Here is a 13,150-nt window from a genome sequence, read left to right as displayed (position 1 = left end):
ACGCCCCCTTTGATTCAATCGCCTGCTGATAAATCTTAACCTGCCTCAATGGTCTCGTCTGCCTCGACCGCGCAAATCGGCTTGCAGCGCCCCGAGGCTGACGAGACTTCATTGTCTTACTTATTCGCCAGTTCTTCCTGGTGCGCCCTCGCGAGGTCCGCCATGCTGTTGAAGCGGAAATCGATGTTAGGTTGCGTGCCCGGGTTCATCGTCGCACCGAAGCCCGGCTGCGAATGACGACGATAAATCCAGCACGACGCCAGGCCAAATTCGTTTGCAGGCTTGTGGTCATGGAAAAGGCTTTCTGCCGTGTGCAGAATTTTTTCCTTCTTGATGCCGCGGTCACCAAGCTTTTCGAGCATGTATTCGAAGTTGCGCGGCGACGGTTTGTACGAACCCACGTCTTCTGCCGTGATGATGGCGTCGAACTCGACTTTCAGCTTGGCGTTGCTGTAGGTAAAGCTCTCGTTGTCGATGTTCGACAGGATGACGAGCTTGAAATGCTTCTTCAGATATTGCAGTGCCTCGGCGCTGTCTTCGAACGCCGGCCAGTTCTGGACCGAGCGACCATAAGCGACGCATTCTTCGTGCGTGAACGCCAGACCCCATTCCTCGGCGAGACGTTTGTAGACGATGGGCAGCAGTTCTTGATAGCGCTTCGCCGGCGTGTACTTCTGTTGCGACGACTCGTGACGGGCATGCGCCTCCAGCACCTGGTCTCGCGTGAGCGGCGTCTTAGCCCGGTCCAGCAGGGTCTTCAGACCTTGGAAGATTCCGCTCTCCCAGTCAATCAAGGTGCCGTAGCAGTCGAACGTAAGGGTGTTGAAGTCGGTCAGTTTCACGGGTTACTCCTCTCATGTGTCCAGATGGAGACCACAGTTTATTGAGCACCGGCAGCAAGCAGGACTTTAATCGAGGGACCGAGCAGCAGGTTTCACCGTCCTGAGCCGCCGCGGCAGCAGCTTCTGCTGCCTTCGTCTTTCTGCCTCCAGCCCCAAGTGTTTTCCCTTACGAGGAGGTCCCGCAGAACAGCCAAGAGCATCCCGGCACGGTTGCTTCCGGCTCTCGTCGGCATCAGCGTGGACCCGGCCGGCATTCGTGCTCCTTGGCGCACAACTACAAAACGACTTCGACGTTTTCCTACTACAAGTGGGAAGACAGCCGTCGATGGATAACGCAGATTCAGTCATTTTGAAGGAGCCATGATGACTACCATCGGCGTGCTCGTGACCGTTTTCATGTGGAGCACGCTTGCGACGAGCGTGGACCTCCTGCATGGCACACCCACATTGTTCGTCAACGGCATCGCTCTAACAATCGGCGGAGTCATTGGTCTGCCGTGGCTTCGTCACTGGAGAATGCCGCTGACGTTACTGCTTGCCGGGAGCGGTTTGATGTTCGCTTATCACGTCATTTATTTTTACGCGCTGCAACTCGGCGACCCAATTGGTGTAAGCCTCGTGCACTACCTGTGGCCAATCATCATTGTGTGCATGACGGGCTGGCTGGCACCGGGAGAACACAAGCCACGGTTCCTTTATGCCAGCGCGCTGCTCGGCTTCGGAGGAGCCGTCGCCGCTTGCTGGTCGATGCAAGAGCCTTCGTCGACGCACGACGCAGCGGCCTCGGTGGGCTCGCATGTGTTCAAAGAAATCGCGGCTTACCTTCTCGCGTTACTTTCGGCTCTTGCCTGGGCTGCGTACTCGGTTCTTGGTAAGCGATTCAAATCGATTTCCAGTCTATCGGTGGGCGCCTTCTCGCTACCCGCTGGTCTAGCGTGCCTTGCGATGCACTTCCTCACGAGCGACTGGCCAAGCCTGCCAGCACAGGACTGGCTCGTACTTGTCTACATGGGGCTTGGCCCCATGGGTACGGCGTTTTATCTTTGGGATTCCGCGATGAAGAAGGGCAACACAGGTCTCACGACGGCGTTGAGCTACGCCACGCCCGTTCTTTCGACAATCTTTCTCGGTCTACATGTCGCTCAGCCATTGCCGCCCACGTTGTGGCTCGGCGTCGCGATGGTCACCGCCTCTGTCGTTATGGCACGTGCGTGGCGCCGTCCGGACCCCATAGCGACAGATGGACGAGCGCACCCGAGCACCAGCGAAGGGTAGGTGCCGCGTGCATTTAACTGCGGCTCGCTACAGTAGTAAAAAGGCTCTGTGCTCGATACAAGCTTCCTTCTAAAACCGAAGCAAAAGAGCTTCTTATCCAACGGCGTCCTATCAGCGAAGACCACAGTTGGGTCCGAAAAACGTCCGGACAGCGGCAACAAGGTCATAAAAAGGTGAAAGCGTTGCGAGGCAGAGGTAACGAACCTGTACGCTCTTGAAGCGTCATTCTCACAGCTTCGGCGAATACGCTGGCCGCGGTCGACCGTGTTTTTCCGATGGGGTATAAAAACCCGTATTCCATCGGCATCCCTTCACTGAACTCTCGAAGGACGAGATTCTCAGCTCCGGTCGAAATGGCGACTACAGGGTCTGCAAGTGCAACGCCCAAGCCTTGGGCAGCAAGTTCGCAAGCGGTGAGTCCGTTCGTAGCCTCATAGCGAATGTCTGCCTTTCGCTTTTCATTGCGGAACAGGCGCTCCAGATGTTGTCGCAGTAGCGAACGCGAATGAGTCGCGACCAACGGAATGCCTAGGATGTCCTTCAAAGAAACGACCTTTTGGGCCGCAAGCGGATGGTCAGTCGACATGGCAATGACGGCTTGAGTCCGTAGAAACGGCTCGACGTCAATCGTTGCGTTGTCGATGGGTAAGATGCTCAATCCGACGTCGAACTGCTCTTGCGTAATCCACGTCTCGATGTCAAGTCGCACTCTCGACGCTACTTCGGCCGTGAATGTCGGTAGCCTACGCTGGACTTCCACGAGTGCGGGTGACACGAGCGCATTCGTCACATGCGGAGCCACCAGGATTCTCAAATGCTCTGACGAGCCGGTTCGAATTTGCTCGGCCGACCGTGTGAGCGACTCCAGCTCCCTTATCACTCTATCGACCTCGCCATAGAATCGCCAACCTTCGGGTGTCGCACGAAGTCGCTTCCCGACCCGGTCAAACAAGCGGAAACCGACCGAGTCCTCCAATGACGCGAGCAGTCGACCAACTTGAGGCTGAGTTCGCCCAAGTCGGTCCGCGGCCAATGTCACGGAGCCACATTCGATGAATGCTCTGAAGGCCTCGAGTTCTCGTAGGTTAAGCATACGCCCTCCATATGCGCTTTTCGCACATTATGAATTGTTTTTCGCATTTGACGCATGAAATCGCCGGTCGTTAAATCGAACCCAGCGGCCCCATCGGGCCACTGACGAGAGCCCGTCTCAGGAGGCTCCTCGTGACCACCGAATCACATGCTCTCGACATGGTCAGAGAGCGGAGGAGATGGCATGTCTACCGTTGCAGCGCGCCTAGAACGGTTGCCGTTCTGCGGCTTCCACAAGAAACTTCTTTTGATGGGCGGCTTGGGCTACACGTTCGATGCCATGGATTCGTCATCGTTGGCATTCGTACTGCCAGCGATTACCAAGGCGTGGGGTCTCACGTCGTTCCAGACCGGCCTTATCGCAAGCAGCACATACACTGGCTTTTTCTTTGGGGCGATGCTCGCTGGACTCTCCGGCGACCGTTTCGGCCGCCGATTTGTGATGATGACGGCGTTGGTAATCTTCTGCATTGCTTCGCTCATCAGTTCGCAGATGGACCATTGGCAAGCCTTCTATGCGACGCGCATCTTTGCAGGTTTCGGCGCAGGCGCCGAAAGCGCAATCGTCGCCCCGTTTCTCTCGGAGTTCGTCGCTCGAAAATATCGCGGTGCTTTCACTGGAGCGCTGGCCGCCTTCTTCGCGTTCGGCTACGTTTTGTCAGCAACCCTCGGAAATTTAATAATTCCGCACTTTCATGATGGATGGCGATACGTTGTAGTCATCACGTCATTGCCCATCTTTCTGCTTATTTGGTGGCGCCGGGAACTGCCCGAATCTCCTCGCTGGCTGGAGAGCAGGGGCAAGCTCGCGGAGGCAAACGCTACGCTAGACCGCATCGAGGCCCTTGTTCGCAAAGAGGGACACTCGTTCGAACCGGTCAAGGAATCGCTTGCTCGAGCGGTTCCGCAAGTTACTGAGTCCACCTTCTTCGGCAACTTTAAAGCCATTTGGTCGCCGAAGCTGCGAAGGACAACCGCCATGTCCTGGGCGATGTGGTTCGCCATTGCCTTCAGCTACTACGCGTTCTTCACTTGGATTCCGAGTCTGCTGGTCCAGCACGGGATGACCATCACCAAGAGCTTTGGCTTCTCTCTGCTCATGTATTCAGCGCAAATTCCGGGCTACCTGTCCGCTGCGTATTGCAATGAACGCTTTGGTCGGCAAGCAACGATTGCTGGCTATATGGTTTTGGGCGGGCTGTCGGCGATTGGGATGGCACTGTCGGATGCGACGTGGCAAATCGCAGTCGCCGGGATATGTCTATCGTTTTTCATGAACGGTACGATGGGCGGCGTCTACGCCTACACTCCTGAAATCTTTCCCACACATCTGCGCGCGACCGGCGCTGGCTCGTCGTCGTCTTTTGGCCGAATCGGTGCGGTCATGGCGCCCATTCTCGTTGGTGTTATCTACCCGACATTCGGCTTCGCGGGCGTGTTCGGAATGACAACCTGCATCTTGCTCGCCGGCGCAGTGGTAGTTCTGGTGTTCGGAGTACCAACCCGCGGTTTGTCGTTGGAGGAAATTTCAACGTCGGGCAATCAAGCTCAGCCTGGCCACTCTGAATCAATACCGGTTCCATCGCGGAGCGACGCGTGATGCCTTGTGACCAACTTCTCGCTCTGATGCTTTCCATTACAGCATCACATGCGGCGCGGCAACAACCGCAGACGACATTCGAGGCGCTAGACACCGCAATGTCTGAAATGGTCGGGCGCAAATTGTTAACGGTGCTAACGGTAAATCGAAGTCGAGACACCGTCGAACGAGCCTACAGCAACCAGAGCGGCACATATGCGGCGGGAGGGACGAAGGGCATCGAATCCGCACCTCGCCTGAAACAGGTGCTTGCGACCGGGGAGGCGTTCATCGCCCGCAATCGCCACGAAATCCAAACGAACTATCCCGACGCCAGGGCAATCTTCGAAACCGGCTGCTCGAGCATCTTAAATGTCCCGGTCATATGGTCCGGGACCGTCGTGGCAACCGTCAATCTGCTCCATGACGAGGAGCACTATCAAGATGAACACATACCTATCGTTCAGGGATTGGCGCAGGCAGCAATGCCAGCCTTCCTTGAGTGCTATCTGGCACTGAGAGCCGCCTAAATCTAATAGACCCAGGACTATAACCATGTCTGACCGCGACGATAAAAATTCTGCTTGGCATGTGCCACCCACCCAGTATCTTTCCACTCGGCCAGCCGAGTTCGACCTCCCGCTTGCTCCTAGCTCACAATACATTACGATGCGCGACGGATGCCGCCTGGCAGCCGATATTTACGTTCCACAAGGCGGCCGCGCAGAGCGCTTTCCGGCCCTGCTCATTTTCACACCGTACTACAGAAGGTTTGACACGAATGGAGACGTGGCAGAAGACGCTCCCGCCGCGGCTCGCTACAGGGACTTCTTTGTGGTCCGAGGCTACGTTGTAGTGGTGGTCGACGTGCGCGGTACGGGAGCGAGCTTCGGCACCCGCGATGCATTGCGTTCACCGACGGAACGAGACGACTATAAGGAAGTCGCGCAATGGACCGTCGAGCAATCATGGTCCAATGGAACCATCGGCTCGACGGGCATTTCGTACGTTGGCGCAGCCGCTTGCTTTCTGGCAAGTACTGGACATCCCGCAGTCAAGGCTATTGCGCCACTGTTCGGCGTTTCCGACATCTATAGCGAACAGTTGTATCCGGGCGGCTTGCTCTCGAAAGTATGGACCCAAGCCTATTCCGACCTTATGGTCGCGATGGACCATGACCGGCGTGACCTCATCCGCAATTTTTCATACTATGAGGACCCTGGATTGCGAGGACCGCATCGCGTCGACGACGATGTGGATGGCAGTCTGCTGGCTGCGGCAATCAAAGAGCACCTGAGCAACTTTTCGTTAGCCGAAGCAGCACCTGAGTTCGCTTTTCGGGACGAGGGGATGCTGCATGACCCCGAGTTGACCTTGGCGGCATGCAGCCCCTATCACTACCTCGACCACATTCCGCATAATGTGCCAATCTATTCCGTGTCGGGCTGGTTCGATGGAGCTGGCTACGCTAACGGTGCGATAACGCGCTTTCTCACTCGCAGAAACCACGATGACCGTCTGCTTCTGGGCGCGTGGGACCATGGTGCTCGGACGAACGTCTCTCCTTGGCGCGAACAAGAAGCTCCACAGTTCAATCTCCTTGCAGAATTGCTTCGGTTCTTCGACACGCACCTCATGAAACTAGACACGGAGCTAGATTCAGAAGCGCCCATTCACTACTACAACGTACACGCTGAAGAGTGGAAAGCGACGAACGTGTGGCCTCCTGTGGCAGAACCATCAAGGCTTCATCTTTCATGCGGCAAAATGTTGGCCGAGGTTCCAGACGACGTCCGGATTGACGAGTTTCATGTCGACTTCGAGACAACCAGCGGGAAGCATACGCGTTATGAGCGCCTCGGCGCTGCGGGTATCGTGAACTATTATCCCGACTGGTCGGAGCGTTCGGCTTCGATGTTGCACTACGAGACCGCGGCACTATCGAAACCGATGAGCGTCGCAGGACATGCGGTCGCGACACTGCGTATGACGGTAGACCAGGGAGATGCGTCAATTTTTGTTTACCTTTCCGAAGTCGATGCGGAGGGCCAAGTCTTCTATATGACGGAAGGGTTTCTCCGGGCAATTCATCGAAAGACGTCATCCGTACCTTCGAACTACGTGACTGCCTGGCCGTTCCGGACATTTGGCAGGTCGGACGCCGCACGCCTTGAGGTCGGACGACTGACGGATTTTGTTATTCCCTTATTGCCGGTCGCATGGACCTTGAAAAAAGGAAGCAAACTACGAGTCTCGATTTCAGGCGCGGATGCAGGCCATTTCGTGCCGATGCCTTACGGCCGACCTCCGGTCTTCTCTGTTCATACCGGAGCGGATGGAAGCTTCATCGACTTGCCCATTCAAGCGGCCTGAAGGTCCGACTAGCGGGCGAGGTCAATCGCGCGCCTACTTCCGACCGACACGGTGTCGGTGGGAAGTCGCGTCTTCCCATGTGACTGCGCTAGCAACGCTCTTCGATTTGGTTTCGATGACGAACGGCGAGCGGCGGCATTCCCAGAGCGCGGTGTTGGGCTATTCTTCGGCGTACCTCCCCTGATGCGTACATTCCCGCCATGGCCCTCTCCCCCTTGCCGCCACTGCCCTGTCTCCACGCTTTCGAAGCCAGTGCACGCTACCTGAGTTTCACTAAAGCAGGTCAGGAGCTTCATCTATCGACATCCGCCATCAGTCGGCAAATTTCTCAGCTCGAAACGTTCCTCGGTCGTCGACTCTTCCTGAGAGAACACAATTCGCTGAGGCTGACGCCCGCCGGGGAAACCTACGCGGTGGACGTTCGCCGCATCTTGGAGATGTGCACAAGCGCCACATCAAGCCTCATGGCAAGGGTTGTCAAGTCTCGCCTGACGGTCTCATGCACTGCCGGCATCTCGACGCTCTGGTTGGCGCCAAGAATCGGGTCGTTTATCGACGCCAACCCGGACGTCGACCTTCGCATCATCGTGCGAGACCATTTCGGCGTAGTGTCCCCGGCCGAATACGACATTGGAATCTTCCTTCTCCGCAAACCCGACATGCCGGACACTCACACGATAAAGCTGTTCGATGAGAAGGTTTTCCCGGTCTGCTCTCCAACCTATTTCAAGGCAAAGCGTTAACACCAGCCGAGCTACTATCGCGCACGTTGCTAGTGCTCGAGGACGCGGAAAGGAGCTGGATGTCGTGGCACAGCTGGTTCGAGCGCGCAGGGTTAGAACGGCCATCGTTAAGCCAGACCATCATCGTCAACAGCTATCCAGTCATCGTGCAGCTCGCCGCGCAAGGCAGAGGCGTCGCACTCGGGTGGAAGGGTGTCATTGACCTACTTCTTGCGAATGGAACCCTCGTGAAGGCATCTGACGCTGAGGCCACCTTAGGCAGTGCGTATTTTCTGACTTGGCCATCGGAACGTGGCCAGAGCTCGGCCGCGCGCCGTTTTCAAGAGTGGGTGTTAGCTCACGCAGGAGTCGTCTGATTCCTTGTTCTCCGGAGGGTTGTTGCGTTTCGCGCAACGGCGTTTGCGAAATTAGCGTTATGTCACCAGCACGCCAAAAATTACATTGGGTGCGTGACGAATCGCAAATACTCACCTCGCTAAACGAATTCGGGGAGGTTTAGATGGCAACTGACGTGTCGAAGCAGCTTTACGTGGGCGAACCGCCAGCTCGCTCAGTGACTCGCAAGAAGGCGATTCTTGCAACAGTCATTGGCAGCGGCCTCGAATGGTTTGACTTCTCTGGCTACGCTTTCTTTGCAGCAATCATTGGCAAACTGTTTTTTCCCGCTGGCAACGAGACAACTTCTCTTTTGCTCGCGTTGGCAACCTTCGGTGTTGGCTTCGTCATGCGGCCGCTTGGAGGTATCGCATTTGGTATCTATGCGGACAAGGTAGGTCGCAAGCGCGCGCTTTCGCTTGCCATGCTGGTCATGGCGCTCGGTTCAGCCATCATCGCGTTCGCTCCGACGTACGAAACCATTGGTATCGCTGCCCCATGTCTCATCGTTATTGCGCGAATGCTGCAGGGCTTATCCGCGGGCGGCGAGATGGGTGGTGCGACGGCGTTCCTTACTGAGCATGCGCCAGCGAACCGCCGTGCCTTCTATTCCAGTTGGATTCAGACAAGTGTCGGCTTCGCCGTGGTCATCGGCAGCATCACTGGCGCGGTCATCACCTCGAGTATGTCGCCTGAATCGCTGACTTCATGGGGCTGGCGCATTCCGTTCGTTATCGGGATGCTCGTCGCGCCCGTTGGCTACTACATCCGCCTGAGAATCGAAGAAACGCCTGAGTTTGCCTCAGAGAAGCGTCACGCGAGTACGCCGTTGCGCGATGTTATTCGGGAATATCCGCGGGGCGTCTTCTCGAGTCTTTTGATGGTCGTCCTCTGGACGGTTTGCACCTACGTCATCTTGTTCTATATCCCGACGTATGTTGTGAAGTACCTTCACATGCCTCAACGCGAAGGTTTCATCTCCGGCATCGTTAGCGGCTCAGTTTTGATGGCGATGGCACCCATGTTCGGCGCGCTTTCGGACCGCGTCGGCAAGCGACCGGTAATTACGGTCGCGGCCGTTGTGATTCTCTTCGCCAGCTATCCGCTGTTTTCTCACCTCATTAAGTCGCCTACCTTCGGTACGCTGCTCACATTTCAGGTCATATTCGGCGTACTCATTGCAGCATACACCGGCCCTATCTTGGCACTCTTCACTGAGATGTTCCCGAGCCGCGTGCGCACGACGGGGCTATCTCTTGCGTATAACGGTGCCGTGACAATCTTCGGCGGATTTGCATCCTTCATCATTACTTGGCTAGCTCAAGCCACCGGCGATGCTGAGTCCGCTTCCTACTACATCATTTTCGCCGCTGTCGTAAGTTTGTTGGGAACGCGGTTGATGAAGCCATACCTGTCGTGAGGAAAAAGCAAATGAGTAAGTTAGTCCTTGAAGGCGTCGCCGTTTTTGACCCAGTCATCGGGAAGCGTCAGACGAACGTGAACCTCTGTATTGCTGACGGGAAGATAAAGGCTATAGGAGATGTTCCACCGTACTTCAGCGATGCACGGAGAATGGAGTTGCCCGGTCGCACGGTACTTCCTGGTTTCACCGACCTCCACGTCCACGTTGCCGCTGCGAATGCCAACTTGGGGGTCAGCGCTTCAATGCCCAACTTCCTCGTGGCGCTCAAGACTCTGCCCGTGCTTCGAGGCATGCTTAATCGCGGCTTCACGACGGTACGAGACGCCGGCGGCGCAGACTACGGCATGTGCGAGGCGGTGAATAGCGGTGCGCTGTGGGCCCCGCGTATCCTCTCGTCCGGAAAAGCGCTGTCTCAGACAGGAGGCCACGCAGACTTTCGCCAGCGTAATGACAAGCTGGATGATGCTTGTGGCTGCTTGGGTCGTCAGGGAGCTATTGGACGGGTAGTCGACGGAGTAGACGCCATGCGACTTGCGGTTCGTGAAGAGTTGCTCAAAGGAGCAACTCAAATCAAGGTGATGGCTTCAGGTGGTGTTGCTTCACCGAACGACCCCATCACGAACACGCAATACTCAGAGGAGGAACTTCGCGCAGCCGTACAAGAGGCGGAAGCCGCCGGCACTTATGTAATGGCGCACGCGTACACTGCGCGCGCCGTTCGACGCGCTGTCGAGTGTGGCGTCAAATGCATCGAGCACGGCAATCTAATCGATGAGGAAACCGCCCGCCTGTTGGTTGAGCGCGATGTCGCTTGTGTTCCTACCCTCGCCACTCTCGACCGACTGTCCGAGAAAGGCGCGGGACTCGGCTTCCCAATCGAGTCACTCGAAAAAATTGACGGCGCCCGTTCGGTGGGCCGGAAGGCATTAGCGCTGATGCAGCGCACGGGTGTGCGAGTCGGCTTCGGCTCTGACATGCTGGGAGACTTACACCCATTCCAGTCGGACGAGTTTGCGGTGCGGGCTGAAGTGGTCGGCAATATCGAGGCCATTCGCTCCGCGACGTGCGTTGCCGCCGAAATCACGCGGGAAACAGGTGTGCGCGGGACCGTCGCAATCGGGGCAGTCGCGGACCTCGTGGTCGTTGATGGCGACCCGGTAGAGGACATCTCCCTCCTATTAGGTCAAGGCGAGCACATCCCTGTGGTCATCAAGGGCGGTGTCGTAATGAAGGAAGCAGGTCGACTGCTCGAACCGGCTGGAAGCTGAGGCACTTGCCCAAGCCGTTGTGGTTGGGGCGGCTGTGTGCCGCCCTTACTCATCTGCTCAGATGCGTATCAACTACTGCGGCGTGATATCCCGCTGAACCCGATGGATGTGCTGCTCAACATAGAAGGCCGCGGCATCGCCGTCTCCGCAGATTATGGCTTCGTAAATTAGCCGATGTTCTGCGACGTAGAGTCGGATGCGTGACGGGTCGTAAATCCCGTCATCCTTCAGCCTCTTCCACAGCGACTGGTCCATGGTCGAGGCAATTTCTTCGGCAAGCTTCGCGAGTAACACGTCGCCGGTCATCACGGCGAGTTGCCGATGGAAAAGCCTGTCGCTGTTGTTCCACAACGCTCGCTCCTCAGGCGTCGCGACGTCGGTCAACGTCTCCATCTGCTCAAGATAGTGCTCGGCAAGTCGGTCGCGTTGCTTGTGTACTGCCGCGCGTCGCGCAATTGCCGGCTCTAAAATCAGCCGCACGTCGAGAGTAGCCGACGGACTAAAGTCCGACATCGACTCACCGGTGACCGGGTCTTCGCCCGGCGCCGTTGCAAGAATTTGGTTTGCTGCCGGAGCGACGTAAGTTCCGGAGTTGCGCTTGGTTACGACAAGGCCCTCGTTCTGCAGCGCGCCAATGGCTTCACGTACCGCCGGGCGCCCGACGCCGAACAGTGTCGCCAGTTCACGCTCCGACGGGAGCCGAGCGTCGGGCAGGAATCTGCCACTCCGGATTTCAGCCCGAATCTTTTCCGACACCTGTTCGTAAATCTGCAGAGGACGAAAGTTTCCCTCTAGTTCGAAGCGTGCGGACGCCATCGTGTGCTCTCTAATCCGGTCATGTGGTTCTCCAATATACCACTCCGTTTAGAAATCGCACCCATCTGTATCGTAATCAATCAAACGTCGCTTCAGAACCGGGTTCGACCCGAAGCCAGGTCTTCGCTTACTTGGGCCGCAAGAACGTCGTCTGGTCCTCTATATGTCCACGAATGGCCAAACAGGCTCCATATTGGCTTGCAAATCGCTCCAAGGTGGTATAAATTTAATCCACACCCTGGCGAGCAAAACTGGATGAAATGGAGCCAGATTCCGCCATCGTCCGAAGACCGATTCCCGGCGGCCCACTGAACCGCAATTCGAGGTTTCCAAATGACGTCACGCAGTATCCAAACCTTTGACGCAACGGCGACTGCGTCGCTCCTTGACTATCGTCTGCTGGTACGCGTTCTTGCCGATACCATCGTCCAATACAGCGACGGGAAAGTGGTTAGCCCCGAGCGGCTGGCAATCCCAATCCAGGAAGGCGGCCTGATGCTCTCAATGCCTGCCAGTGCGCAGGACATCGCGATTCATAAGCTGGTCAACGTCTGTCCTTCCAACGCGACACGCCAATTGCCTACTATTCACGGGCAGGTTATCGCATGCGACGCGTGCACGGGCGAAATGCTCTTCGTCCTTGACGGACCGACGGTCACGGGACGTCGCACAGCTGCGGTGACGGCATTGGGCATCCAGACCCTGCACCGCGAGCCGCCAAAGCAAATCATCATCATCGGCACGGGGAAGCAGGCGTCGAATCACGCGGAGGCATTGGCTGCCATATTTCCGGAAGCGCAATTGCGAGTAAAAGGCCTCTCGAAGGCCGATGCAGACAACTTCGTCGCCCGCAATCGCTCAGTGGCGCCGAATCTCGTCGCGCTGCCCGACGGTGCAATTCCCGAAAGCGCCGACGTTGTCATCACCCTGACAACCAGTAAAACCCCTGTGTACACAGAATCCGCCCGCCCGGAGCGACTCGTAGTCGGTGTTGGCGCTTTCACACCGGACGCCGCTGAAATCTCGAAACAAACGGTTGATGGCAGCGCCGTTGTGGTCGACGACCCAGTCGGAGCGAAGCATGAGGCCGGGGACCTTATACAAGCCAACGTCGACTGGAGCGCGGTTTCGCCCCTGGCGAAAGCTCTCGCAGGTGACTTTCAGCCGACAAAGCCTATTCTTTTTAAAAGCGTTGGATGCGCAGCGTGGGACTTGGCGGCGTGCCGTGTCGCCCGCAACGCGTTGCGCTAGTAGTTGGTTGTGACGGGCTCGCCTGCAACGGTTGGGCCTCGTCACAGCGCAGCACTTACAGTCCTCTCGCGTGACACCAACAATTGCGACGCGGAGAAGACGCTCCCCAGAGT

10 protein-coding genes and 1 pseudogene are annotated in these 13,150 nt (G+C 56.9%); 8 read left to right on the top strand and 3 right to left on the bottom strand.

Annotated elements, in window-relative coordinates:
• Positions 1-116: 116 nt before the first annotated feature.
• Entirely contained in the window at positions 117-842 is a 726-nt protein-coding gene (locus QCE49_RS32315) for a haloacid dehalogenase type II (protein WP_309806806.1), read from the bottom strand.
• A gap of 360 nt (positions 843-1,202) precedes the next feature.
• Here QCE49_RS32315 and QCE49_RS32310 point away from each other — a divergent pair, with 360 nt between their 5' ends.
• On the top strand, positions 1,203-2,117 hold the full coding sequence (locus tag QCE49_RS32310) for an EamA family transporter (RefSeq protein WP_309806805.1): 915 nt from the start codon (positions 1,203-1,205) through the stop codon (positions 2,115-2,117).
• A 163-nt stretch (positions 2,118-2,280) separates the two neighbouring features.
• Here the strand turns inward: QCE49_RS32310 and QCE49_RS32305 are convergent, their stop codons facing one another.
• Positions 2,281-3,210 (bottom strand): LysR family transcriptional regulator, encoded by a 930-nt coding sequence (locus QCE49_RS32305; protein WP_309806804.1) that lies wholly within the window; start codon positions 3,208-3,210, stop codon positions 2,281-2,283.
• Between the two features lie 183 nt (positions 3,211-3,393).
• On the opposite strand from QCE49_RS32305, the gene QCE49_RS32300 reads away from it, so the two are divergent.
• From QCE49_RS32300 to QCE49_RS32270, 6 genes and pseudogenes are all read left to right on the top strand, one after another.
• The gene (locus tag QCE49_RS32300; RefSeq protein ID WP_309806803.1) at positions 3,394-4,809 is read left to right on the top strand and encodes an MFS transporter; all 1,416 of its coding nucleotides are present in this window, start codon (positions 3,394-3,396) and stop codon (positions 4,807-4,809) included.
• Positions 4,809-5,318, top strand: a complete 510-nt coding sequence (locus tag QCE49_RS32295) for a GAF domain-containing protein (protein WP_309806802.1) — start codon at positions 4,809-4,811, stop codon at positions 5,316-5,318. Before QCE49_RS32300 ends, QCE49_RS32295 begins: the two co-directional genes overlap by 1 nt.
• A gap of 25 nt (positions 5,319-5,343) precedes the next feature.
• Positions 5,344-7,161, top strand: a complete 1,818-nt coding sequence (locus tag QCE49_RS32290; protein ID WP_309806801.1) for a CocE/NonD family hydrolase — start codon at positions 5,344-5,346, stop codon at positions 7,159-7,161.
• A gap of 200 nt (positions 7,162-7,361) precedes the next feature.
• Positions 7,362-8,260 (top strand): annotated as a pseudogene (locus QCE49_RS34660) (LysR substrate-binding domain-containing protein).
• A 143-nt stretch (positions 8,261-8,403) separates the two neighbouring features.
• Complete coding sequence (locus QCE49_RS32275) at positions 8,404-9,699, top strand: MFS transporter (RefSeq protein WP_309806799.1); 1,296 nt, start codon at positions 8,404-8,406, stop codon at positions 9,697-9,699.
• An 11-nt stretch (positions 9,700-9,710) separates the two neighbouring features.
• Entirely contained in the window at positions 9,711-10,970 is a 1,260-nt protein-coding gene (locus QCE49_RS32270) for an amidohydrolase family protein (protein ID WP_309806798.1), read from the top strand.
• A 72-nt stretch (positions 10,971-11,042) separates the two neighbouring features.
• Here the strand turns inward: QCE49_RS32270 and QCE49_RS32265 are convergent, their stop codons facing one another.
• Positions 11,043-11,786: a GntR family transcriptional regulator gene (locus QCE49_RS32265; protein WP_309806797.1), complete on the bottom strand. Its 744-nt coding sequence runs from the start codon at positions 11,784-11,786 to the stop codon at positions 11,043-11,045.
• A 333-nt stretch (positions 11,787-12,119) separates the two neighbouring features.
• Between QCE49_RS32265 and lhpI the strand changes: the two genes are divergently transcribed.
• The gene (gene lhpI, locus QCE49_RS32260) at positions 12,120-13,037 is read left to right on the top strand and encodes a bifunctional Delta(1)-pyrroline-2-carboxylate/Delta(1)-piperideine-2-carboxylate reductase (protein ID WP_309806796.1); all 918 of its coding nucleotides are present in this window, start codon (positions 12,120-12,122) and stop codon (positions 13,035-13,037) included.
• The last annotated feature ends 113 nt before the right edge of the window (positions 13,038-13,150 follow it).

Source organism: Caballeronia sp. LZ008 (assembly GCF_031451435.1).
GTDB lineage: Bacteria > Pseudomonadota > Gammaproteobacteria > Burkholderiales > Burkholderiaceae > Caballeronia > Caballeronia zhejiangensis.
This window is presented reverse-complemented; position numbering and strand designations above follow the sequence as displayed.